Raw genomic sequence first — 22,908 nt, 5'->3', positions numbered from 1 at the left:
AGTTAATTTCAGGGAGAGGGAAAGTTAAGTATAATCAGTGATCAATGACAACAAATATTCACAAATGCTAGTTTGATGAGCATTAAACCTAAACTAAAAGCTGCTGGCGATCCTCTTCGTTGGCGTAGCCCCCGTAGGGGCGGGCTTCGCTAACGCACTTTTTGCCCGATTTTCCACAAAAATATTGGGGATGATGTGCCAAACTACAGATGTTTATTGCATGATTTTCTACAATAAAATTGGTTTGTAGTGAGGACTTTAGTCCTATTAATACCAATAAAAAAGTGTTGCTAGAATTCTCAATTTTATAACTATTATGAAATTTTGTCGAGTCCCGCGCCGGACACGGCATTGCCGTTTCCCTACAGATGATAGCAGGATTATAGCTAGCAAGAATGGGGGGAATTAGTATAAAAATCTGAACCTTTTAGTTTTTACTACAAACATTTTGAATTCAGCACAAGTTAGGCAAAAAGTGGTTTGACGCATGATATGAATTCCGGTTGAATTGGAATGATTAAACCGCAGAGGACACAGAGAACACAGAGGAAGAGAACAGAGAGATATAATTACGATGCTACTGGATTTGATATGAATTATAGCGGTAATAATTCATGCACACCGCACCCTACACATACAGGATATGTGTAAATCTTGTTTAACAAAAAACAGGGATTAATGCAGATAAATTCACCCGCATTAATCCCCACTAATTGCACACTTAAATTAAGCGGCAACTAAACCGCTGTGCCTCAACAAAGCTTTAGTGCTCGGTTCGCGTCCCCGGAAAGTTTTAAACACTTCCATCGGGTGCAAACTGCCGCCCAATCCTAACACTGTATCTCGGAAGCGCTTGCCTGTAGAGGCGATCGCACTTTCATCTTCCAAACCCGCTTCCTCAAAAGCTGCAAAAGCATCAGCGCTGAGCACTTCCGCCCATTTATAACTGTAATACCCCGCCGCATAGCCACCCGCAAAAATGTGTCCGAAAGCGCACAAAAATGCGTCTTCTTCCAGAGGAGGCAAAACAGTGGTAGTTTTAGCGATACGGTTGCGGACATCGGCCACAGTTTCGCTGCCGCCCGATCGATAGCGGTGGTGCAATTCGATGTCAACGCTGCTAAAATGTACTTGCCTGAGCATGACGGTGCCGCTCATGTAGTGGCGCGCTGCTAGCAGTTTTTGGTAATAGTGTTCCGGCAAAGTTTCCCCGGTTTCGTAATGCTTTGCCATCCCGAACAAAGTCGCGCGATCGTAACACCAATTTTCCATAAATTGACTGGGCAATTCCACTGCATCCCACTCAACATTATTGATGCCCGAAGCCCCCGGATAGTCTACCGTTGTCAGCATATGCTGCAAACCGTGACCGAATTCGTGAAACAAAGTTTCGACTTCCAAGAAAGTCATTAAACTCGGTTTGCCGTCAACCGGAGGACTTTGGTTGCACACCAAATAAGCCACCGGCAACCGCGTGGTTGTTTTTCCCGCTTCCACAAATTTAGCGCGCACCACGCACTCGTCCATCCAAGCACCGCCGCGCTTTTCTTCGGGGCGGCTGTAGGGGTCTAAATAGAAATTGGCGATCGTATTTCCTGCTTCATCATCTATTTGGAAATAGCGCACATCTTTGTGCCACACAGGAGTTTGACCGTCCGCCGCAGTTACTGTCACGCCAAACAGCCGCTTTACTAATCCAAATAACCCCTCTAATACCTGTGGCAAAGCAAAATAAGGGCGCAATTCTTCGGCACTAAAAGCAAACTTTTCTTCCCTGCGCCGTTCCGACCAAAAACCAATATCCCAGTGCTTCAAATCTCCAGCTTCCGCCGCGCCTTTTTCCGCAGCAAAAGCCTTCAATTCTTCCAAATCTTTGACAGCAGCATCATAACTAGCCTGACGCAATTCTTCTAACAAAGCTTCCACTGCTGTAACGTCGGGAGCCATTTTGCTCGCCAAGCTCAATTCGGCATAACTACTAAACCCTAGCAAAGCAGCTTTTTCCTGGCGCAAAGCTAAAATGCGATCGGTTAACGGCCAGTTATTCAATTCTCCGCTACTTGCTCTGCCGACAAAAGCTTTGTACAACTTTTCGCGCAAGTCGCGGCGGGTGCTGTGCTGCATGAAAGGGCCGTAACTCGGAAAGTCTAAAGTAATCCGCCAAGGGCCGTTTTCGGGATCTGCATTTTCTTCGCCAGCGCTGCGAGCGGCTTGAGCTGCTAAACTCAACAAACTCGGCGGCAAACCGTCAATTTCGTCTTTGTTTGTGAGGGTGATGCTGAATGCTTTGGTAGCGTCGAGGACGTGATTGGAAAATTGGGTAGTAATTTCGGCCAATTCTAATTGAATGGCATTAAAACGCTCTTTTTGCTCGCCTTCTAAACCGACGCCGGAGAGTTGGGCGTCTCGGAGAGCGGCTTCGACAATTCGCTTTTGAGCTGACTCTAAGCTGTCCCAATTTTCACTAGCCCGCAGCGCTTTAAAAGCTTCATAAAGCGGTTTGCTTTGACTGAGCTTGCTCCAAAATTTTACTACTTCCGGCTGCACTGTTTCGTGAGCCGATCGCAGTTCCGGGCTATTTTTCACACCCATCAAATGTCCGACAATGCTCCAGCTCCAATTTAAACGCTCTCCGAGTCGCTGCAATGGTTCTACTAAGCCGCTCCAAGTCGGTTCTACAGAGGCTTCTAAGTCAGCTAGCGAGGCTTCTAGTTCGGTCAGCAGTTGGGTAACAGCGGGGACTACGTGTTCTGGTTTGATCGCGTCAAATGGAGGCAATCCTTGACCGATTAGTAACGGGTTATCAGCAATAGTTACGGTTGCAGTCATTTAATTTTCTTGTAACAGGTTGAAAATAGGTGAACTAGACAGATTAGCTTTTAATCTTTTAACACAGTTGTCGAAAAAGTAGGACTCGATCGGGCGTGAGTCGGAGAGTCGGAGAGTGTCGAGCGTGTCCGAGGGGAAAAGTATTCCTTCTGACTGATGACTAATGACTGCTGACTGTTGACTGTTGACTGTTGACTGTTGACTGCTGACTAATGACTGTTGACTGATGACTGCTGACTGCTGACTAATGACTATTGACTAATGACTGCTGACTAATGACTGATGACTAATGACTGCTGACTAATGACTAATGACGGGTCTCTTGTGTGTGCTGCAACTCCTTGACAACTGAGATTAAGCGCTTGAGGTGAGGTTTGACAACTTCTTGCTGCTCGTGTTCCAAACGGTGGATTTGAGCTTGGACAATAGACAAATCCGCAGTCGATTGGTGTGCGGGAGCTTGCAGTTGGCTTTGCAAATTGGCCATGACTTTTTGGATTTCCAAAAATCTAGTATTTACTACTTCCCAGTCGTCTCGGCTGATAGAAGTTTCTGCCAAGCCTTGCGTGGCGCTTTGCAGTTGCTCTATAGCCTGTTCCACAGCTTGGAGATTCGCCCGTTGGCCAACCGATAAATCTTGCACTTGTTCGCTCACCTGCTGGCGGACATCGAGCACAGCAGACGCCACGATTTCTTGCAAAGAAGCTACCGACTCTCCTAAACTCAGCAACTGCCTCTGGATGTCTATCGACTCCTCAACAGCCTCATGCCTAGGCAGTGCGGCCATTTGCTGGCGCAGCGCTGCAATATCTGCAGACAACTGCCTGCGTAATTTAACAATTACCGTCACCGCCGTTTTTTCGACTTTATTGACAGACTTTTGGACTTGGGCCATTTCCGAATTTTGATGCACCCGCACTTGCTGCTCGAACCGATACCGGTTAGCAACATTCAGCGACAAAGCCAAGGTTAGGGGAGCAACCCCGTAAAAAGCTTGACCCGACACTGCCACCGCCAGGGAACCCACACCAGAGGCCGCCAGAGAGGCGTACTCTGCCAGCTCCAGCCAGTGCCTTTGAGGAAAACTTGGTGTCAAGTGGTTTGCAACAGAGGGTTTTGGCTTCCGCACGGCTCTTTGGGTCATAGTATTTGCTCGTTGTGGGTAAGGTTGCGAGACTGGGTGGAGCATCGATTTCTATCCTTTTTCAGTTATATGTTTTAGATTATTTCTTGGCACTCTTCTATTTTTACCTTTGTGAGTAAGTTAAGGATGACTGCCATATTATTATGTATTTGGGAGCCTGTGGCGATCGCGCCCAATTCCGGCTGTTAAAAGGTTCGCCCCAACGCGCCCTCTATTTTACAGGAGTTAGCGCCATCGGGTTCGGGCGATCGACAATAGCTGTCCGGGCTAACCGAACAATGCCTAAGACGATTTTAGATTTTAGATTTTAGATTAAAAGTTAAAAAATGCGACCTACTGAGGGCGATCGTCGTTTGGAGCGTGTCGGGAGTTGCCTTTTTGTTCGCGCATTGGTATAATTTACTCTTTCTCAATTGCCCCTCTCAAATTTACAGCAAAAATTGACCAATGAACTCAGAAAGACCCGGAATTGGCGATCGGCTAAAATCTATTTTCAGTATCGCCATCTTTATCATTCTCGTACTAGGAGTAGGCTTTTTAAGCGTTAATTTTATTTCAGCTCTCTATGCAAAATTTTCTTAAAATTAGTCTTGGACGCATGGGGTTCAGAAACCGGGTTTTTTGCGAGAATATTTTGTCGCAGCCACAGATTCCATGAAAAACCCGGTTTCTTTGGCTTTGATGCGTAAGTCCTGAAAATGACTGATGAGTAACGTTCTTTTTTTAGATTTCCCATTTCGCCGAAGTTGGCGGGAATGTGGAATATTGTGTTTTTTTCAAAATTTATTATAATTTCAACTGTAAAGATTGTGGTCGGGGTCTAGCCAGACAATATAAAAAACATTTTCACTAAAAAAGCCATGCACTCTGCCGTATTCATTAGCAGATATTTGAAACTGGTAGGGGATATTGATTAGGATATCTTCATTGGGAATCCCAAAGCCATTAGGTTCAGTAGTATTTTTCCAAACTATGCCATGACAGCGCAGACTTTTACTTTGATTATTGATAATTTCTTGAGCGTTCAATTGTGACAAATCGCGCAGCCTTCTCAGTAAAGACGCTAGATACTTAGCATCTCTACCGCTAATTGAAAACTTATCTTTATCATCCTGATAATACCTGAAAGAAAAACTAACTCCTTCCGGTATTTTTACATCGAGACGATTGATGCTAGATAAAGATTCCTGGCGGCGTATATCTGCTTTCTTAATTTTCTTCGATGACACGGCTTTTGTAAAATTCTCTCATTGATTCCTTCGTAATAATAGCATGAGAAGGTTCATCTTTTGGCAAATCACCTCTAGCATTAATCCAAGGGTCTTCGCGGCGCACCATCAATTCTAACTCATAGGCATCGCAAAAGAAATATTCGTCGGATAACTCGTCTAAAAACTCTTGTACTTCTTCGGGAAATTCGGGTTTTTCGACTTCTTTCAGAATTGGCTTCCAGTCAAATTGTTCTTTGTATTCATAAAATAAAGCCGGGATAGTTGGCCCGTGCACCCAAGCTTCAAAATCTTCATCAAAAAGCGGTGTATCTTCAAAGGCTAAATACCATGCTTGGGCGTAGTACAATAGTTTTTGTAGCTTGTGGTTGCTGAGATAGGAGCCTACATCATTCGCGAACCAGATGTAGTAATCAGCTAGTTTTGAGGCTGTTGTGACTGTAGTTATTGTGGTCATATAACTCGACTAAATAAGTTTTGTATTCTATGATAGCACAGTCACCACTCTTTATGATGGGGCGGTTGAAACCGCTTCTTGTCAAACAAAGTCTGCCTCTGCAGACTAAGAAATAAAGGAGGTATTTAAGCCGGATTGGGTATAACTGAAATCTTACCCTCTGTCAAAAATTTGTAGGGGCGGGTTCACCAACAATAATTGCCTAAAACCCACAATCTCGCACCATTCTCAAGAACGGGCTCTCCGGCCCGTTCCACAAAAGATGAATTTTCTTGTGGAACAGGCATCTTGCCTGTTCCTAAAAGATTTATCGAGAATGGTGCAAGATGTTAGTTACAACCCTTTGATATATTGCTTCAGTACAGTTGACAAAGTGTAAAGACTTGCTTCTTTTTCGATCAAGCAGCGCCGCGATAGAGATTGCAATGCGTTTAGCAAATCGGATGATGATATTTGTCCGTTTTGTAGCAATTTGGCGAAGTTTACTGGCTGGTTTTCTGTCGCCAACAATGACATCACTTGTTTTTCTAGTTCGGAAGTGCGATCGTACTGCTGTTGTAAAACATCTTTCAAATCTTCGGGTAACAATATGGTATCATCTATTAATAACTCACTCGCGCCGATTCCCAACTCTTGAATCAAAGTCGCCACGCTTTTTAACCAGAAGGGGTTGCCTTGGTAGCGGTGAATGAGTGCTTCGCAGTTATCGATTTCTACTAATCCTTTATCTCTGAGAATTTCTCCTGCGGCTACGGTGTCTAAGCCAGTGAGTTGTAAGGTATGAATGGGAGTATTTTCGCTGGTGAGTTGAGGAACTTCTTTCGGCGGTTCCCAACCGACTAGCAGCAAGCAACTTTGATGGGATAATTTTTCTATTTGTTTGAATAGGGAGCGATATTCTTCGTATTTTGGTTTATATTTTCCTGCCAATTCGCCACTACAGAAAAGGTTGTGAATGTCATCTAAGACTACTAAACAGCGATGGTTTTGTAAATATTTAATCAGCGGTAAGGGTTTCTGGTTTGTTGGGGATGAATCTTGTTTTTCTGACTGGGAAAAAAGCTGTATTAGGTTAGATTGAAATTTATCGATGGTGGGAAATTCGTCTAGTGTGTACCAAGCTGCGTATTCAAACTCGTCTTTGATTTGTTGTACGAGTTGTACTGCTAGGGATGTTTTGCCGATTCCGCTGATACCGGTGAGGGTGATGAGGCGGCAGTTTTGTTGTAGAATCCAGGTTGTGAGGGTTTGGAGTTGAGGGGTGCGATCGTAAAAAGCACCCAACTCCGGCATCTCGCTTAAATCTTGATGTAAAGTTTTGGTTGGTTTTGCGTTAGCTGTTTCCTGATTTGGTGAGTGGGAGTTTGGGATATCTGGCGGGTCTCTGTTTTCTCCACAAAAATTAACGAAGCCTATTTGCACAGAGTCTTGTGCATAATGTGAAACTATCGAGACTTGCAACCTCTCCATTGCCGATCGAACATTCGTTTTATTAACATCTTCTCCCAACTCTTCTGAAAGTATCTGCCATAATTGCGATCCGACTTGCCGAACGCTACTTTCAGAACAGTCAAAGTCTTTGGCTATGTGCTTGTATGTCTCGCGTTGTAGAGTGCCTTGGAGTATCGCTGCTTGTAAATCGTCAAGGTGCTTACCAGTTTTGGCAAATACTATCCCATCAGCCAGCTTTAACATTTCTTTAAGATTCATCGGTTCAAGAAAATTGAAATAGTTTATGTATTATCGATCACATTTTACTACTTTTTAGTACATTTTTGTACAAAAATGTACTAAAAAGCAGTAAAAACAGTGAAATAAGAGTAAAGATTCAGGCAAAATAGAACATTTTTTTATTAAAAAATTTAGGATTTATAAGAGCTATAGGAGAAGTATCAAATAGTAGATTTAAGGATTTTAGAAATGCAGTATGCGAACATTGGAAAGCGCTCCTTGGCTTTTTTCCTTGACTTGATTATCTGGTTGGTCTTAACCTCAATCATCTATGGATTAGTAACCGGATTTTTTCCAGCTCTATTTCCAGCGCTATTTAAAGACATTACGACTACCTCTACAGGAGCTAGCGATCAACTATTTTGGTTGATATTTATTATTGTGGGTTGGCCTTACCACTCGATAAATCATAGTTCTCCTAGACAAGCAACACTCGGTAAAAGAGCTTTTGGAATTATTGTATCTGACCTAAATGAAAATCAAATTTCATTTGGCCGAGCAACCGGAAGGTATTTCTGTTTTGTGTTATTCACTGTATTAGTTTTAGTTGACTTTCTTTCAGTTCCTTTCACTGATAATAATCAGGCACTTCATGATTTGATTACTAGAACAGTAGTTATTGAAAAATAACGGTTTCCAAGGCGCTATTTCTTTTTTCAGACGATCTAGAGCCTAAAATGAAAGATCGATCGCCCTGACTATTTTTTCAACCCGGAGCGATCGCCCTTTCTTTCTTCTGATGAGGAATATCCTAAAATGAAAGAGCGATCGCCCTTTCTTGTTTCAGATGACCGATCGCCTAAAATGAAAGATCGATCGCCCTTCACACCAAATACCCAACACTGCGATGATTCTACCAAGATCGATCGTCCTTTCTATCAACTCCTGAAAACTTGCACTTTTTCCTCTATATCCAATCCCCCTTCGCCTAAAGCATCAGCCGAAGAATGACGAGCGATAAACTCATCTAACAGCTCAAAAAACCGATCGAGTGCTTTGCTTTCATCCTCCGAATAAAACAGAATGACGTTAGCCCAAGATTGGCTAGTCTGCACGTTGAATCTTTTTCGTATCCACTCAGGAAACTGCATAAAATCGCTATCTTGTTTCGTTGGCTGTTCTCCTAACTCATATTTAGCAATGCTGTAACCCGATAAAAAAGCCTGAAGACAAATAATTGAATGTCGTCCCAAGTACATTGAAGGAGCTTTCTTAATTTTCTCAATCAGCGTATATAAATCGTGCATTTTTCACCTCATTTTTTTGAAAATAACTGTAAGTTTTGCTGCTCAAAATTCCTCTTCTATAATCTTAAAACTTCCCATACCCAGTTCCAGAGTAGGTGATGTTAAATTTTGTAGCCATTCCTGCCGATTCACGCCACTACAATCTATATTATCAAACACAATTTCCTGTTCGTCGATTGTAATTGATATCCCTTGATGGTAGCCATTAGTAGCAATTTGCTGCTGTCGTCGTAAATCATAAATCACTGACCAAGGTAGGTCTTGCCTTTCTAAATCCAGTTTAATCTGCTTACCATTTAGGTTTCTGATGGTCAAGAACTCTTTGATAGCCTGACTGCATTCAACACATTGAAAGACCCCATAGCGACTGGCAATTTTAGCGATATCTTCTCGAATTTCATCTAAACTACTCGGATCTAAACTCAAAGTGTAAAGTTTACCTCCTATATTTAGGTACAAGTATATCTCAAAATCATTGCCATTGAGCGGGCAGATTGCGTAGCGTGCGATCGCGCTCTTGCAAGGCTTGTCCAAGGGATCGCGAGATCCCTTCACACCAAATACCCAACACTGCGATGATTCTACCAAGTGCGATCGCCCATCAAAACTAATAGCGATCGCCGTTACAATCAAAGTATCAATCCTCGTGAGATGCCGCGATGACCCTCAAAGAACTCCTCATCCAAGAAATCGATAGCACCCCTGACGAACTGCTTGCGGATCTTCTCAGTTTGGTACGATCGCTAAAATCCACTCCAAACCCCCAACTTAATACCTACGAACAACTGCTAGAGCGTATCGACTACCTCGAAGCTATCATCGGCATCCGCAAAGGACTTGAAAGCTTCGATCGAGGTGAAGGTATTCCAGCCGAGAGAGCTATGACAGCGCTACAGCAGCAGTTCAACATCCCCCCTCGTCTATGAGTTATCAAGTCCTAATCCAACCACCCGCCTTTCAAGAAATTGAAAACGCCTACCGTTGGATGTGCGATTATCTGAGTGCTGATGCCGCAAATCAGTGGTACTACGACCTCCAAGATGTGATCGCATCCCTGGAACAGTTTCCTTACCGTTGCTCAGTTGCACCCGAAGCTGCCATCATTGGTAGGGAAATTCGACAACTGTGGGTTGGTAAAGGAAGAACCTATCGAATTCTGTTTGTGGTGGAGGGCGATACCGTCGCAATAATACACGTTCGTCACCGCCGTCAAGCCCCTCTAGGTACTGAACCGCCAGAGTAATCGCATGAAATAGTCAATCAAGGGCGAGCGCATAAAATGAAAGTGCGATCGCCCCTCACACCAAATACCAAACACTGCGATGATTCTACCGAGATCGATCGCCCCTCCCACCAAATACCAAATCGATGTCTGCGGTGCAATCAAGGTAAAACTCATGATTAATCTTTCAAAAATTAACACGAGCAACTGACTGCTGACTAACTAATGTAAAAACTTGCGAACTTGATATTCGCGACTTTCGGCGATCGCAATTTGCAAATCGCCCATTTGGCTATCCAACTCATCTATTATGCTTTGCGGAACCGACTTCCACTTCTCCCTAGTTTCCCAGCGAATCAACATCACCACCTCATTTTCCACCGCATCCACCCAAACTTCTTTGCCCAAAAAACCGTCCCAACTTTTTAGTCCTGCCGTCCAAACTTCCTGATCTCGCTGAATAAACTGCTCCCACTTTTCTTGAGGTACTTTAAATTTTAGCCACTCAATTACCATCTTATTTCCTATTTGTCAATAGCTAATTAATCGTTACCGATCGCAATTTTAATTATCAACTCCGTTCCCTCTCCCGGACGCGAAACACAGTGCAACTTACCGCCGTGCTTTTCTACTACTAAATGCTGGGATATTGCTAGACCCAAACCAGTGCTCGTGTCTGGACATTTAGTGGTAAACAAAGGGTCAAAGATGCAGTCGAGGACTTCTTCAGTCATGCCAGGGCCGTTGTCACTAATGGCGATCGCAACTTCGTTTTCCCCTACCACGGAGGTGCGAATCCGAATTTCGGGATTGAATATTTCAGAGCTCGACCGGGCTGAAGCCAAGTAAGACTGATTTTGAATCTTACCATACTTTTCGGCATTTCTCCCCCCTTCTTCCAAAGCGTCGATCGCATTTGTCAACAAGTGCATGAACACTTGGTTTAAGTGCCCCGGATAGCAGTGAACTCGCGGCAAATCTCCGTACTCTTTAACTAGAGAAATCCCCGGCCGTCCCCCTTTAGCTTGCAGGCGATTTTGCAAGATCAGCAAAGTGCTGTCCAAACCTTCGTGGATATCAGCAGGCTTCATTTGGGCTTCGTCGGTACGCGAGAACAAGCGGAGCGATCGCACGACATCGCGAATCCTTTCCGAACCGACTTTCATGGAATTTAGCAGTTTGGGCAAGTCTTTTTTGATGAAGTCTAAGTCTAATTCTTCTATCAAATCTTGAATTTCCCGCACGGGATGGGGATAATACTTTTGGTAAAGGTCGATCGTTCGCAGCAGTTCTTGAATGTAGCCAGTGGCGTGGCTGACATTGCCAGAAATAAAACTAACTGGATTGTTGATTTCGTGCGCTATTCCTGCTACTAACTGCCCCAGAGATGACATCTTTTCTGTTTGAATCAGTTGAGTTTGAGTTTGCTGCAAAATTAACAGCGTCTGCTCTAATTTAGACGCTTGTTGTCGCAGGCGTTCTTCTGATTCTTGCAAAGCTAAAAGAGACTGTTTGCTTTCTGTAATATCCAATCCCACAAATACCGCCGCCGTATTGTTATGGTATTTTTGAGCTACTATTAGATAAGTTTTATTTTCTCCTCTGATGCTCGCTGTTACTTCTTGAGATGTCTTCTTTTTATGGTTGGCAAAGAAATCGTATACTAAATCGTTAAATGTGGGACTTGTATCTAAAAAACCTACTTTTTGACCGATAAATAGTTCGGACGGCATTTTATAAGCGCTAGCTAAATGTCGGTTTACTCCCAAGTAGCGCAAATCGGAACTTACCCAAGAAACTAATCCGGGCACGGCGTCTAAAACGGCTTGAAGTTGCTCTTTTGCCTGTACGAGCGCTGATTCTGCTGCGAGGCGAGCAGAAATGTCGCGGGCGATCGCGCAGCGGTATTCGCAGCCGCCGTATACTAAATAATTGACTTTAACTTCGACGGAAAAACTGGCGCCGTCTTTGGTTTTGTAACTGGTTTCAAAAGTGAGGTTGGTTTGCTGCTTGAGTTGAGCCCAGTGTTCTCGCCAATCCGATGCTGGCAAATGCGAATCGATGTCGCTAACTCTCATGTTTAGCAGTTCCGATTCCGAGTAGCCGAAAAGATGGCAAGCGGCTTTGTTCGCGTAGCAAATTTGACCGTCGGAGGTACTAAAAAAGATTGTATCAGCAGCATTTTCGAGGGCAATTTGAGTTAGTTGTGGTATTGTTTCTAACTGCTTTCTTTTAACCTCGGACTGAAATTTATTATAGCAATTGGTTTGAGCGGGAGCCTCAGCTATCTTAGATGCAAACAAAATCAAACCGCCGATCGCACCTTCGCTATTTTTCCAAGGCTGAAATACCCATCTTACCGACTCGCTGACACAGCCGCTTGCGATTTCTCCTGATACAGAGGCGATCGATCGCCCTGCCACAAACTCGCTGTATTCCAAAACTCCCGTCAAACAAGCCTGGGAATTTTGCTCCCAATATTCCGGGAGATTGGGGAACAGTTCCCAATGAGATCGGCCGATCGCCTCGCCGTCGCCCAACCCGCAATCTGTTTCCCAGCGACGGGAAACCGACAGATAGCGCATTTCACAATCTACCATTGCCACGGCTTCGGCGGAGCGCTCCACAAACCGCCGAAATCGCTCTTTACTCTCCGACACTGCTGCCTCTGCGGGTTGTTGGGCGATAGGGACATTCCCGTCAACGTACCTTCCCAGTCCCTGACTTTTTTGCTGAACTGGCTTAGTTTGCACGGTTTGGGATTTCCTCCATAGCTGTCAAGTTTGAAAAACTCTGTTTGAGACCAAAAATGCTGTTTTCCCCTGATTTGCTCTCTCGGACAATACCCTTAGAGGGTATCACCCATCATTGATATCATTTTTGATGGGGATATGTCTATAGGCATTGCTATCAACTTAAGGCTAAAGGTAGTGCCCGCCTGCTGTTTGACCATTAGGCATATATCACGCCGGCGCCCCCGGAATAGTCGGAGGGGACTGGAGCGATCTCTTGTCTGCCCCGACTATTCCGGGGCGTAAGAGGGGAACGAGACTCGGCCAAAACGAGAGAGACAAAGGGTTTTAGGCGATTGTTGACACAAATGATCTATAGGTACTCAAGAAATTTTCCCCCACACTGTGAGAGTCAGAAAATTTCCTGATGATTGTTCGGTATTTTATACAAGTTCCCAAAAGAATGCAACTGTAGGCCCGCCATCCAAACCATGAGCTTCCTCAGTCATTCCCAATTCTTTAAGTAAAAATCCCACATCGAACATAGTATTAGATCCTGTAGCCAGTGCGATCGCCAGATAGCTTGAGAATGCAAGAGAGCGCTCAAACAAATTTGTGCGTAAATTCACTGGTAAAATCCACTCTCCCTTTCCGTAACATTGCAGGATCTAATCTTTCAGTGGTGTTGCAAGTCATCAACACCACGAGTTTTTGCTGAAATTGAATGCCGTGTTCGTCAATGACGCTTTGATACAAAGTTCCATCCAGCAAACTCAAAATATGTTCAGTTTTGTTAGTGCGTTGGGCCTCTGCAGTCGATCGATCTTGAGCCAAATTATCAGCCTCATTGATAATAATACAAATCCGCTCTAAATAACTCGGAGGCACAAAATTTTCCACAGCATCGTGGTCTAAGATAAAAATCACATAACCCAGCGGCACTAAAATTTCCTTTGCTACCGCTTGCGTCCAAGCAGTTTTGCCCGTCCCCGGTTCGCCACTTACCAAAACAGCCAACTGATTTTGATCTAGAATTGCCTGCTGAACTGTATCGGTAAAACTTTGAACCTCCGCAGAAAACGTGCGAATTGGGAACTGGCTGTGAACCTGTCCGACGCGGCTTTTGTACCCGCCCAGAATCACCGCTAAATTATAAGTTGCCTTGCTAACGAGCGGCGCAATATCTTGGCAAATTAGAGTGTAGCAGCGTCTTCCCCTGTCGTAGCTGTCAATTTGCAGCCAGCAGCCGAATCGGGCCCAAGAAGCATAAACAGTACCCAAAACTTCTAAGCGTTCCCAGCTAACAAATCGCTCCGGGGGATAAGAAAAATGTCGCTCCATAAAAGACTGAGTAATTGCATCCGGTTTCCCTAGCAAATCCAGAACTTTGAAAACAGTAATCTCTTGGAGTTTGTTGAGAACGTAGTCGATGGGAATGCTAGCGCGGCTGACCAATTGCACCACAGGCGTTTCGGTAACTAAAACATCTTTGTAGCGGTAATCCGGGTAAACTGGCTGCGGAGTAATGTAATCCCAAAATTCATCAATTTCGTAGCGAGTATTTTCCGAAAATACATTTAACATATTTGCCCACCAAGTATATTGGTGTCGTCCCATTGCGTCGGCAATGTCGCTAGCTGCACCTAAAGTTTTTTGAGCTAGTTCTAAGGGATCGCTAGACGCTAAATGTACCAGGTGTTCCCAATCAAACTGACGATAAAAAGGTCGCCAACCAGAGCCTAGCAGACCTCTATTTTGAGAATTGTTTTGATGAAAATTGTTTTCGCGATCGCCCATATCTTCCGCACTCATTTTGCAAAAATCCTACTTACTCTTATTTTACATTTTTTGTGGTAAACATTCTACAAAAAAACTGGAATTTATCAACTTATTTTGAGATAAGCGGGCGGCACAAAATCTACCAACCAAACTTTGTTTTCCGAGCAGTAAAATGTATGACCATCACCTTGCATAGCTGTGGCATCTACAGTAAAGACTGCCGGGATGCCATGTCTTGCACCTACTTGGCGCGCCGTCTGGATATTCACCGACAAATGAACGTGATGCCGCGACATTTTCCTAATTCCTTGAGTGAGAATAGACTCGACGGCTGTGCTACCTGTTCCGTGATATAAAATATCCGGGGGAACAGCAGGTTCTAACTGCAAGTCAACCTCTACGCTGTGTCCTTGGTTAGCACGAATTAGAGTGCCTGTGGAGTCAAATGAAAAGCGCTGTTTGTCGTTTTGCGCGACTACTTCCTTGAGTTCTGCAAGCTGAACTGGAAAGTTATTGTTTTGGCACGCATCGAGGAGTTCGCTAACAGGAACCCAGCCGCCTGGAGCGAGGTCAATGCCGATACGCGAGGGCGCGTGGCGCAGGTGTCTGCTGAGATATCTGCTGATTTTTATTAATCGAGAATCGTTCATGACTTTACTTTATTTATTGAGCTTTTAAATCACATTTTGCAAAATGTCACTAGCGGGTTATATCGTTTGGTGGGGGGCGGGTAGAGTGAATCTGTTGGCACTGCCAGAGAACGGTTGAGTGAACCCACCTCTACAGGTTTTTGGAAAATGATTCCCGGATGTAAAAAATGGTCTTGCGCGCGAATAATAGCGGTAATTTGCGCCATTAAAAACTACAAAATTAGGTTAGGCGCCCGGAATAAAAAAGTGTTTGCTGTCCCATTCTTTACGACCTTTATCTTTTGATAATTTTCAAAAAGTTTGCCTTCTGCCGAATGCATTTTACCTTGGGACAACTCCGCCAAAAACAGCAAAATTGAGATAGCGCCAGTGACATCCTGCGTCGGCAAAACCCGCTTCTGCAAGCCACTTTGTCTGCTCTTCCACAGAGGAGGGAATATCTTCTTTTAGATAGTTGTGAAACCAGGCTGCATCGTCTTCTCCGTTAGCTTTCATATACTGCCGCCATAATTTTTCATATTGCTCAGTCAGTCGGGGGGTAGAACCTGTGACAATATCTCGAATTAGCAAGATTCCCCCTGGATTCATCGAGTGGAAAAGTTTGTGAAATAGCTGTTGTTTGCCTACGCTGTCGAGGTGGTGGATTGCTAACCCTGAAACTACCAAATCGTAACCGCTGCCGAAATCATCTTCGGCAAAGTTTCCTTGCTGCAAGGTCAGCCGTTCTTGGAAAGCGGACAAGTTAGTTTGGCAAGTTTTCAGCATATTTTGGGCCATGTCAAAGGCTAGGACTTTTGCTTGAGGAAATGCTTGCAGAATCACAGCCGACAGTATGCCAGTTCCCGCGCCTAAATCCAGAACTTTTATGTTACCATTAGTTTCAGATGGGATTAACTGCAATATTACATCGTGTTGCTCGCCATAGCGCGGAATGAGGCGAGGAATTAAGCCGTCATAATCAAAGGCTCTTTGTTCAAATTGCTCGCGTACAGCGTCTAAATTCACAGACGATTTTCCTCAAATTGTTAATAGTTGAGTGCGTCAAGGCACTTTGCCGATTCTCTTCTCGGAAAGCATATTACATCTGATAATACAAAAAATATACAGAGCTGTCAAGATGTTGAAGAAAATAATTTAAAAGAATTTACGGACGATCGCCAGACAGGGACTTTGTGCGCCCAAACCCGCCCGTGATTTGGGAACTGTCTAGCCCTGCACATATATCTCCTTCTGTGGAGATGAGACACAATGGCACAGACCGGAAAGCCTTCTGAAGACGAGACTTTGTGCCAGCTACCAGGAGTAATTGTCACAAAAAAGTTGGGAGCATCTCAATGAAAGCAGCTCAGCCCAAAATTGGAGTTAGGAGTCAGGAGTCAGGAGTCAGGAGGAAAGAGTCAGGAGGAAGAAAGAAGGAGCCAGAAGAAGTGTTTTTACAAATATGAGATGCTCCCAAAAAGTTGACGGTTATGATACCCGTTTAAAACAAGAATGTAACTGTCGGTGTGTGTTCCACACCATAAATTTCTCAGTGATTCCCCCTAGTCAAATATAAAATATAAAATATAAAAGGGAATTAGCAAGCAGCCGCTGATTGTCTAGATAGGCAAAAATCAGTCCTCAGATTGACAAAATTTAGCCAACTATAAACAAAAATTAAGGTGACTCCCGAGTGGATGTGGTACCTGCCAATTTGTCAGGAAGATGAAGAGATACAAAATATTACACCCGCCGGCGCGGGAAAGAAAATTGTGATAATGAATCAGGATGCGAGTAGATTAGGTGTCAGCCGTCAGGGGAAAATAGAAGCAATGGAAATCCAACAACGGAGTAAGGATAAGCCCGATCGCCAGCCACAAAACGCGCCCGATCGGCTCGATCAATTTTATACGACAAAAGAACTAGATTCGTCGCTACAAGAATGTTTAGATTTTAAAATAGCGATCGACCGATCGACACTGGCGCTGAGGACTGACGCGCGAGGAATTATCAACTATGTCAGCGAACGAGTTTGCTCCATCTCCAACTATTCCCAGGTCGAACTAATCGGCAGCCACTTTGGCATCCTCCATTCGGAATATAAATCTTCGGAAATAATCAAAAATCTGCTATTAACTGTTGCCAAAGGTGAAGTTTGGCAAGGAGACATTCAGAATAAAGCCAAGAATGGAAGTGATTATTGGGTATACGCAGCCGTAGTTCCACTGTTGGGGTGTAAGGGAAAACCCTGTCAGTATTTGGCGATCGGATTCGACATCACTGATCGCAAAGCCGTTGAAGCAGCCCAAGCCGAAGCCAACCGGGCAAAAGACGAATTTCTGGCGATCGCCTCCCACGAACTGCGATCGCCCCTGAGCGCGATTTTGGGATGGGCGCAGCTAGCTCGATCGCGCAATTTCAACGAAGCCACCACCAGCCGCGCTTTGGAAATCATCGAGCGCAACGCCAAATTACAAAACCGACAAATAGACAATCTCCTCGAGCTCTCGCGGTTGCTGCGGGGGAAAGTATGCCTGAACATCGGCCGAGTTCACCTCCCGTCTATCATAGAATCTGCGATCGATACCCTCCGTCCCGACGCCGAGGCTAAAAACATCCGCGTAGAAAAACATTTCGACCCCGCCGTTGACTACATTTTGGCGGATGCAGAACGCTTGCAGCAAGTAGTGTGGAACCTCCTTGCCAACGCCATCAAATTCACCCCAGAATCGACACCATACCCAGTTCAAGTGCGGATCGAGCCTAGTCCGTCCGGCGTCTTGATTCGGGTCAGCGACAGCGGTTGCGGCATCGATCCCAAATTTCTGTCGCACATCTTTGACTACTTCCGCCCCGCAGACAACTTCCAGGCTAAGGAACAAAATCGGCTGGGGCTGGGGCTCTCAATTGTGCAGCAGTTGGTGGAACTGCACGGGGGAAGTGTTTGGGCTTCGAGTCCCGGTATCGGTCAGGGGGCGACCTTTGGGGTGCTGCTACCGATTGCCAACAAAAATGCACCCGACGATCGCACTACTGCGATCGCCCAAAGGGAAAGCAGACCCGGATCGCTTTCCAAACCCCTAGCGGGAAAACAAGTCCTGGTGGTGGAAAGCAGCGCCGAGATCCGGAAATTTCTCAAAACTGGCCTCGAAGCATTTGGAGCCCAGGTAATAGCGGTGGGTAGCGCCGCCGAAGCGATGGCCGAGTTGCAACAGTCGCGGCCCGACGTGTTGGTGAGCGATATGACGGTATCGGGAGCCGACGGCTGCGATTTGATCCGCCGCATCAGAGCAATGGAAATGTCCGAGCACAGGGAACTGCTGCCGGCCGTGGCGCTGACGGGAGGGATTGAGGAAGAAGATTCGGCCGAAGCGCTGGAGGCGGGGTTTCAGAGGCATTTGTCGAAGCCGGTGGAAGCGAATCAGTTGGTGAGCGCGATCGCCCAATTGGCTGGACTGACTGGATTCGGCTCCGGAGAGTGGGGTTCGGGAAATGTCCGGGCGACCACACCCCAGGCCCCACTGCCGGAACCTAACAGTTTTGACGACAAAAATCATCTGGAACAATTAACAAGTGACAGCCGAGAATTACCGCTGTTGCTGGTAGTAGAAGACAACAATTTTCTGCTAGCTTACCTCCAAACTTTATTGACTCCGTACTATCGAGTCGCCGTGGCTATTGACGGGGTTGAAGGTTTAGAAAAAGCCAAAAGTTTGCAGCCAAATTTGATTGTGAGCGACCAAATCATGCCCAGACAAAACGGACTGGATTTGCTCAAGGAGATTCGGAAAACGCCAGAATTGAAATCTACTCCGGTAATCTTTTTGACAGCGCGATCGGGGATGGAAGCTCGGATCGAAAGTTTGGATGCGGGTGCCGACGATTATATTTCAAAGCCTTTTGACGAGAGGGAATTGCTGGCGAGGGTGAGAAATTTGTTGCGATCGCACTCAGCCGAACAGCAGTTGGCGGAGCTCAACCGTCAGTTGCAGCAGCAGAAACAGCAGTTAGAAACAGTGAATGGAGCCTTGCAGTATTTGGCAAATTACGACAGTTTGACTGAGGTAAGAAACCGCCACTCTTTTAATGAATACCTGGATACGGAATGGCGGCGTTTGGCAAGGGAAGAAGCACCGCTGTCTTTGATTATGGGCGACATTGATTATTTCAAACTTTACAACGACACTTACGGCCATCAAGCGGGGGATGAATGTTTGCGGCAAGTGGCGGCGGTGATCCAACATTCGGTAAAGCGACCGGCAGATTTAGTAGCGCGTTACGGTGGAGAAGAATTTGTAGTAGTTTTGCCGAATACGGATATTGAAGGTGCCACTTGCGTAGCTGAAATGATCGCACAACAGGTGCGGGGTTTGCACATAGCTCACGCTAAGTCTGCTGTCAGCGAATATGTGACGCTGAGTTTGGGTGTAGCTTGCTGCATTCCAGAGGCGAGCTCGCAGCCGGGGGAGCTAATTGCGATGGCCGATGAGTCGCTTTATCGGGCGAAAGAAGCAGGGCGCGATCGGGTTTCGGTTGCCACATTTCAAGGATAATATAATAGTTAAATCAGCTTGTATGGTGCGTCTGACATCGATCGTTTCGATTTAAACAGGTTTTTTGGATCGGACGCACCATACCAATGTGCTGGCAAAATTGGGTGAATTCAAATTGCTATAAAATAGTTAAAGGAGGTCGTGCCATGACAGCAACCTTAGACAAACCAAAAGACCAGCGCCTAATTCACTCCGGAATTGATTGGCAACAATTCAAGCTAATCGAGCAGGGGTTTTCTGATTCCCCCGGCATCCGACTTTTTTATTTCAAAGGTGAGGTAGAAATCTTGGCAGTTTCGCAAGAACATGAATCTTTCAGCAGAACGATCGCAAGTTTGCTGATGGACTACTTTGTTGAAAAAGACATCGAGTTTAACCCATTAGGTAGCTTTACCCAAGAGAAGGGACAGGAAGTCTCAGTACAAGCTGATGAATCTTTTTTAATTGGCAAGTCAACAGGTATTACCCCCGATCTGGCCATCGAAGTAGTCTTTACCAGTGGGGGAGAAAGCAAGTTGAATCGTTACCAAGCCTTGGGAGTCCCCGAAGTTTGGTTTTGGGAAGACGGGGTGTTTGGTTTGTATCATTTGCGATCGCACGGATATGAAAAAATTGACCAAAGCGAAGTTCTGCCCGGTTTAGACATCAACCTGCTGTCTCGCTGCTTGCTGATGGCTTCTAGGGTGGAAGCAGTTAAGGAGTTTCGGCGCGGGATTTCGGCGGTTTAGAGGAAAAGTGGAATTTGGTTTGTGGCTCTTGACCGCTATGTATTACATATGTAGTATTAAATTACGGTAGAAAAGCTCGATCAACCGACACCAGTAAACAAAATTGAGAAAAAACCTATGCAACCCATCCGACAAGGCGACGTAATTCTGACCCCCGTGCCGAAAATCGAAGGAGAAAAAAAACCTCACCTCACTCTCGCCGAAGGTGAAGTCACCGGACATTCTCACCAGATTATTGAGGGACAAGCTGAACTTTACGAAAAAGACGGCACTCTGTACTTGCGGGTGCTTTCACCGACAGCTTTATTGAGCCATGAAGAACACCATGCGATCGCAATTCCCGAAGGTAATTGGATGGTGCGAATTCAGCGCGAATATGAGCCCCAAGGTTGGAGGTATGTCGCAGATTAAGGTTAACAGGACTTACGCATGGGGGGCGCAGAAACCGGGTTTTTTACGAATACTTCGTTGCAGCCCTCAGATTCGGTGAAAAACCCGGTTTCTTCCATCGGACTGGGTAAGTCTTGTGAATTTTATGGTGGGTGGGCCGGAGAACCCGCTTGTGAAAGCCTTAATTTTACCAAACTTGAATCGGAATTTATTATGCGAAAACAAGAAGCAAAACAACCAATTAATTTTAGTAGCTTTGCCGATTGGTGCTTGCACAAAGATAGTCTTTCAAAATCGGCAAGATATACAGTTGAAGTGCTGTTAGAACGGGCTGGGACTTCTGACTGCAATGAAGCCGAGAAGGTACTTTTAAACCTCACTGAACTGGATCTTTACGAAAATGAAATTACCGACATCACTCCGCTGTCGGGACTCACCAACCTGACCTACCTGAATCTCGGCTACAATAAAATTAGCGACATCACTGGGCTGTCGGGACTAACCAACCTGACAGAACTGAATCTCGGCCACAATCAAATTACCTATATAACTTCGCTGTCGGAAATCACCAATCTGACCATACTCCATCTCTACGGCAATCAAATTACCGATATCACTGGGCTGTCGGCACTCACCAACCTGACAGAACTCTCTCTCAGTAGCAATCAAATTACCTACATCACTGGGCTGTCAGCACTCACTAACCTGGCAAAACTAGATATCAGCAGCAATGAAATTAGCGACATCACTGGGCTGTCGGCACTCACCAACCTGACCACGCTGAATCTCGCCTACACTCAAATTACCGACATCACTCTGCTGTCGGCACTCACCAACCTGACCGAACTGCGTCTTGCACACAATGAAATTACCGATATCACTGGGCTGTCGGCACTCACCAACCTAACTAGACTGTATCTCTACAACAATAAAATTACCGATATCACTGCGCTGTCGGCACTCACCAACCTGACAGAACTAGATATCAGCAGCAATCAAATTACAGACATCACTCCGCTGTCGGCACTCACTAATCTGACCAAAATATCTCTCCAAAACAATCCATTACTGACTTAAATCAGTCGAGGGAACTTACACACAATTACCAGACCCTCTCTACAGCGCCAATGGATTCTCAACAAGCTACAGAAACAGTAAAAAAATTATATGCAGCTATTGGTCTAGAATCTGCCCAAATTATGATTTGCAGCAGTCCGCAGGCAGTTTCTCTAAAACTACTTAAACAGCTCAAAATATCCAGCAGCTCGAAACTTCAAATATCGCCAATAGCGGAGGAAAATTTAGTATGGGGAAAGTCGTTTTTACCCGATCTATTTCAATCGATAAAGGTAGGATTGTTGGGTCTAGTGTTGTGGGATGAACTGTGGAATGAAATAATACTAAAACCGGATGCAGATCGTATACTCGTGTCAGAATTTCAGGGACTCTTAGCCAATTACCGAGAATCGCTGGCTCATTTATTCTCATATTCTAAATATTTAAAGCCACTAGCCCCTACGCTTCTGGTGAAGGAAATCCATTTGACTGAATTTTTGATCTCGAAATTTGGTATCACTCTCGATCGCAAAGCACAAGAAATATTTCGCTGCAAGGAACAGTTGTTCGAGGAGTGCGGTTGGATATTTCCGTTTGAGAAAATTTGCATAATTTGCGATCGCCCCCTGCACCTTCGCTTTGACGCTAAAAATCGGCTACACGCTGAAGGAGAACCGACGATCGCCTTTGCGGACGGCTACAGTTTATACTTTCACCACGGCGTTAAATTACCCGAACAATACGGAAAAGTTCACCCGGATTTGTGGCAAGCAGAATGGCTTCTATCGGAAGAAAATGCCGAACTGCGTCGAGTGTTAATTGAGAGGATTGGTTACGATCGCATTTGTCAACAATTGCAAGCAGTAAAATTAGATACTTGGCAAGAATACACGCTATTAAAAATCGATAACGCCGATGTCGAGCCGATTTATTTGTTAAAAATGACTTGTCCTAGCACGGGACACATTCACGCTTTGCGAGTGCCGCCTGATGTGCGATCCTCTTCGAGGGCTTCGCTAACGGCTAAAGAAGCAATTCGCTGGGTAAATTGGGATATTGATCCAGAGGAGTTTTCCGTGCAAACCTGAGTAATACCAATTGTTAAAACCCACATTCCGCACCCCCAACTGGCACATACGCGGATTGAGGGGGTAAAAGTGAATCATCCGAGACAAAGCGTGA

The 22,908-nt window shown here is 45.1% G+C and carries 24 protein-coding genes; 9 read left to right on the top strand and 15 right to left on the bottom strand.

Annotation, left to right across the window (positions count from 1 at the left end; translation table 11 throughout):
* Positions 1-726 precede the first annotated feature (726 nt).
* Together QUB11_RS14725 and QUB11_RS14720 are read right to left on the bottom strand one after the other, a co-directional pair.
* Complete coding sequence (locus tag QUB11_RS14725; protein WP_333390960.1) at positions 727-2,829, bottom strand: M3 family metallopeptidase; 2,103 nt, start codon at positions 2,827-2,829, stop codon at positions 727-729.
* A 307-nt stretch (positions 2,830-3,136) separates the two neighbouring features.
* Complete coding sequence (locus QUB11_RS14720) at positions 3,137-3,973, bottom strand: hypothetical protein (protein WP_333206928.1); 837 nt, start codon at positions 3,971-3,973, stop codon at positions 3,137-3,139.
* A 143-nt stretch (positions 3,974-4,116) separates the two neighbouring features.
* Between QUB11_RS14720 and QUB11_RS14715 the strand changes: the two genes are divergently transcribed.
* Positions 4,117-4,284 carry a hypothetical protein gene (locus QUB11_RS14715; protein WP_333257737.1) on the top strand — a complete coding sequence of 56 codons (168 nt, stop codon included), beginning with the start codon at positions 4,117-4,119 and terminating at the stop codon, positions 4,282-4,284.
* A 483-nt stretch (positions 4,285-4,767) separates the two neighbouring features.
* Here the strand turns inward: QUB11_RS14715 and QUB11_RS14710 are convergent, their stop codons facing one another.
* From QUB11_RS14710 to QUB11_RS14700, 3 genes are all read right to left on the bottom strand, one after another.
* Positions 4,768-5,202: a hypothetical protein gene (locus QUB11_RS14710; protein WP_333206930.1), complete on the bottom strand. Its 435-nt coding sequence runs from the start codon at positions 5,200-5,202 to the stop codon at positions 4,768-4,770.
* Complete coding sequence (locus QUB11_RS14705; protein ID WP_333164858.1) at positions 5,183-5,659, bottom strand: type II toxin-antitoxin system antitoxin SocA domain-containing protein; 477 nt, start codon at positions 5,657-5,659, stop codon at positions 5,183-5,185. The genes QUB11_RS14710 and QUB11_RS14705 overlap by 20 nt, the downstream gene beginning before the upstream one ends.
* 333 nt (positions 5,660-5,992) lie before the next feature.
* Entirely contained in the window at positions 5,993-7,369 is a 1,377-nt protein-coding gene (locus QUB11_RS14700; protein ID WP_333206931.1) for an NB-ARC domain-containing protein, read from the bottom strand.
* Positions 7,370-7,579: 210 nt separating this feature from the next.
* On the opposite strand from QUB11_RS14700, the gene QUB11_RS14695 reads away from it, so the two are divergent.
* Positions 7,580-8,020 (top strand): RDD family protein, encoded by a 441-nt coding sequence (locus QUB11_RS14695; protein ID WP_333206932.1) that lies wholly within the window; start codon positions 7,580-7,582, stop codon positions 8,018-8,020.
* Positions 8,021-8,088: 68 nt separating this feature from the next.
* Here QUB11_RS14695 and QUB11_RS14690 read toward each other — a convergent pair whose 3' ends face one another.
* The 3 genes from QUB11_RS14690 to QUB11_RS14680 are packed head-to-tail and all read right to left on the bottom strand — an operon-like array spanning position 8,089 to position 9,270.
* On the bottom strand, positions 8,089-8,250 hold the full coding sequence (locus QUB11_RS14690) for a hypothetical protein (protein WP_333206933.1): 162 nt from the start codon (positions 8,248-8,250) through the stop codon (positions 8,089-8,091).
* A gap of 18 nt (positions 8,251-8,268) precedes the next feature.
* Positions 8,269-8,637, bottom strand: a complete 369-nt coding sequence (locus QUB11_RS14685) for a hypothetical protein (protein ID WP_333206934.1) — start codon at positions 8,635-8,637, stop codon at positions 8,269-8,271.
* 42 nt (positions 8,638-8,679) lie between these two features.
* Positions 8,680-9,270, bottom strand: a complete 591-nt coding sequence (locus QUB11_RS14680) for a papain fold toxin domain-containing protein (protein ID WP_333206935.1) — start codon at positions 9,268-9,270, stop codon at positions 8,680-8,682.
* Positions 9,271-9,296: 26 nt separating this feature from the next.
* Here QUB11_RS14680 and QUB11_RS14675 point away from each other — a divergent pair, with 26 nt between their 5' ends.
* Together QUB11_RS14675 and QUB11_RS14670 are read left to right on the top strand one after the other, a co-directional pair.
* Entirely contained in the window at positions 9,297-9,563 is a 267-nt protein-coding gene (locus tag QUB11_RS14675) for a hypothetical protein (RefSeq protein ID WP_333206936.1), read from the top strand.
* Positions 9,560-9,880 carry a type II toxin-antitoxin system RelE/ParE family toxin gene (locus QUB11_RS14670; protein ID WP_333155644.1) on the top strand — a complete coding sequence of 107 codons (321 nt, stop codon included), beginning with the start codon at positions 9,560-9,562 and terminating at the stop codon, positions 9,878-9,880. Before QUB11_RS14675 ends, QUB11_RS14670 begins: the two co-directional genes overlap by 4 nt.
* Here the strand turns inward: QUB11_RS14670 and QUB11_RS14665 are convergent.
* The 7 genes from QUB11_RS14665 to QUB11_RS14635 all read right to left on the bottom strand — a co-directional run bounded on the left by QUB11_RS14665 (position 9,857) and on the right by QUB11_RS14635 (position 16,025).
* Positions 9,857-10,036: a hypothetical protein gene (locus QUB11_RS14665; RefSeq protein ID WP_333206937.1), complete on the bottom strand. Its 180-nt coding sequence runs from the start codon at positions 10,034-10,036 to the stop codon at positions 9,857-9,859. The two genes, QUB11_RS14670 and QUB11_RS14665, sit on opposite strands and share 24 nt — an antisense overlap.
* Before the next feature lie 45 nt (positions 10,037-10,081).
* Positions 10,082-10,375, bottom strand: coding sequence for a TIGR03792 family protein (locus tag QUB11_RS14660; RefSeq protein ID WP_333155646.1), 294 nt, complete (start codon positions 10,373-10,375; stop codon positions 10,082-10,084).
* 26 nt (positions 10,376-10,401) lie between these two features.
* Positions 10,402-12,612 carry a PAS domain S-box protein gene (locus tag QUB11_RS14655; protein ID WP_333206938.1) on the bottom strand — a complete coding sequence of 737 codons (2,211 nt, stop codon included), beginning with the start codon at positions 12,610-12,612 and terminating at the stop codon, positions 10,402-10,404.
* A 422-nt stretch (positions 12,613-13,034) separates the two neighbouring features.
* On the bottom strand, positions 13,035-13,220 hold the full coding sequence (locus tag QUB11_RS14650) for a hypothetical protein (protein WP_333206939.1): 186 nt from the start codon (positions 13,218-13,220) through the stop codon (positions 13,035-13,037).
* Entirely contained in the window at positions 13,195-14,403 is a 1,209-nt protein-coding gene (locus QUB11_RS14645) for an AAA family ATPase (RefSeq protein ID WP_333206940.1), read from the bottom strand. The genes QUB11_RS14650 and QUB11_RS14645 overlap by 26 nt, the downstream gene beginning before the upstream one ends.
* A gap of 71 nt (positions 14,404-14,474) precedes the next feature.
* On the bottom strand, positions 14,475-15,020 hold the full coding sequence (locus tag QUB11_RS14640; protein ID WP_333206941.1) for an RNA 2'-phosphotransferase: 546 nt from the start codon (positions 15,018-15,020) through the stop codon (positions 14,475-14,477).
* 321 nt (positions 15,021-15,341) lie between these two features.
* On the bottom strand, positions 15,342-16,025 hold the full coding sequence (locus QUB11_RS14635) for a class I SAM-dependent methyltransferase (RefSeq protein ID WP_333206942.1): 684 nt from the start codon (positions 16,023-16,025) through the stop codon (positions 15,342-15,344).
* A gap of 656 nt (positions 16,026-16,681) precedes the next feature.
* On the opposite strand from QUB11_RS14635, the gene QUB11_RS14630 reads away from it, so the two are divergent.
* The 5 genes from QUB11_RS14630 to QUB11_RS14610 all read left to right on the top strand — a co-directional run bounded on the left by QUB11_RS14630 (position 16,682) and on the right by QUB11_RS14610 (position 22,814).
* Positions 16,682-19,552, top strand: a complete 2,871-nt coding sequence (locus QUB11_RS14630) for a diguanylate cyclase (RefSeq protein ID WP_333206943.1) — start codon at positions 16,682-16,684, stop codon at positions 19,550-19,552.
* 146 nt (positions 19,553-19,698) lie between these two features.
* A complete protein-coding gene (locus tag QUB11_RS14625; RefSeq protein ID WP_333206944.1) occupies positions 19,699-20,280 on the top strand; it encodes a Uma2 family endonuclease in 582 nt (193 codons plus the stop codon).
* Positions 20,281-20,397: 117 nt separating this feature from the next.
* Complete coding sequence (locus tag QUB11_RS14620; protein WP_006632553.1) at positions 20,398-20,691, top strand: hypothetical protein; 294 nt, start codon at positions 20,398-20,400, stop codon at positions 20,689-20,691.
* A 192-nt stretch (positions 20,692-20,883) separates the two neighbouring features.
* Positions 20,884-21,747 (top strand): leucine-rich repeat domain-containing protein, encoded by an 864-nt coding sequence (locus QUB11_RS14615; protein ID WP_333206945.1) that lies wholly within the window; start codon positions 20,884-20,886, stop codon positions 21,745-21,747.
* Between the two features lie 50 nt (positions 21,748-21,797).
* On the top strand, positions 21,798-22,814 hold the full coding sequence (locus tag QUB11_RS14610) for a DUF6745 domain-containing protein (protein WP_333206946.1): 1,017 nt from the start codon (positions 21,798-21,800) through the stop codon (positions 22,812-22,814).
* Positions 22,815-22,908: the final 94 nt, after the last annotated feature.

This window comes from Microcoleus sp. B6-A1 (genome assembly GCF_036705085.1).
GTDB lineage: Bacteria > Cyanobacteriota > Cyanobacteriia > Cyanobacteriales > Microcoleaceae > Microcoleus.
This window is presented reverse-complemented; position numbering and strand designations above follow the sequence as displayed.

Coding starts and splice junctions, on each gene's coding strand:
- QUB11_RS14725 (WP_333390960.1), bottom strand. CDS start 2,829: ATGACTGCAACCGTAACTATTGCTGATAACCCGTTACTAATCGGTCAA.
- QUB11_RS14720 (WP_333206928.1), bottom strand. CDS start 3,973: ATGACCCAAAGAGCCGTGCGGAAGCCAAAACCCTCTGTTGCAAACCAC.
- QUB11_RS14715 (WP_333257737.1), top strand. CDS start 4,117: ATGTATTTGGGAGCCTGTGGCGATCGCGCCCAATTCCGGCTGTTAAAA.
- QUB11_RS14705 (WP_333164858.1), bottom strand. CDS start 5,659: ATGACCACAATAACTACAGTCACAACAGCCTCAAAACTAGCTGATTAC.
- QUB11_RS14700 (WP_333206931.1), bottom strand. CDS start 7,369: ATGAATCTTAAAGAAATGTTAAAGCTGGCTGATGGGATAGTATTTGCC.
- QUB11_RS14695 (WP_333206932.1), top strand. CDS start 7,580: ATGCAGTATGCGAACATTGGAAAGCGCTCCTTGGCTTTTTTCCTTGAC.
- QUB11_RS14685 (WP_333206934.1), bottom strand. CDS start 8,637: ATGCACGATTTATATACGCTGATTGAGAAAATTAAGAAAGCTCCTTCA.
- QUB11_RS14675 (WP_333206936.1), top strand. CDS start 9,297: ATGACCCTCAAAGAACTCCTCATCCAAGAAATCGATAGCACCCCTGAC.
- QUB11_RS14670 (WP_333155644.1), top strand. CDS start 9,560: ATGAGTTATCAAGTCCTAATCCAACCACCCGCCTTTCAAGAAATTGAA.
- QUB11_RS14665 (WP_333206937.1), bottom strand. CDS start 10,036: ATGAGTTTTACCTTGATTGCACCGCAGACATCGATTTGGTATTTGGTG.
- QUB11_RS14660 (WP_333155646.1), bottom strand. CDS start 10,375: ATGGTAATTGAGTGGCTAAAATTTAAAGTACCTCAAGAAAAGTGGGAG.
- QUB11_RS14645 (WP_333206940.1), bottom strand. CDS start 14,403: ATGAGTGCGGAAGATATGGGCGATCGCGAAAACAATTTTCATCAAAAC.
- QUB11_RS14640 (WP_333206941.1), bottom strand. CDS start 15,020: ATGAACGATTCTCGATTAATAAAAATCAGCAGATATCTCAGCAGACAC.
- QUB11_RS14625 (WP_333206944.1), top strand. CDS start 19,699: ATGACAGCAACCTTAGACAAACCAAAAGACCAGCGCCTAATTCACTCC.
- QUB11_RS14620 (WP_006632553.1), top strand. CDS start 20,398: ATGCAACCCATCCGACAAGGCGACGTAATTCTGACCCCCGTGCCGAAA.
- QUB11_RS14615 (WP_333206945.1), top strand. CDS start 20,884: ATGCGAAAACAAGAAGCAAAACAACCAATTAATTTTAGTAGCTTTGCC.
- QUB11_RS14610 (WP_333206946.1), top strand. CDS start 21,798: ATGGATTCTCAACAAGCTACAGAAACAGTAAAAAAATTATATGCAGCT.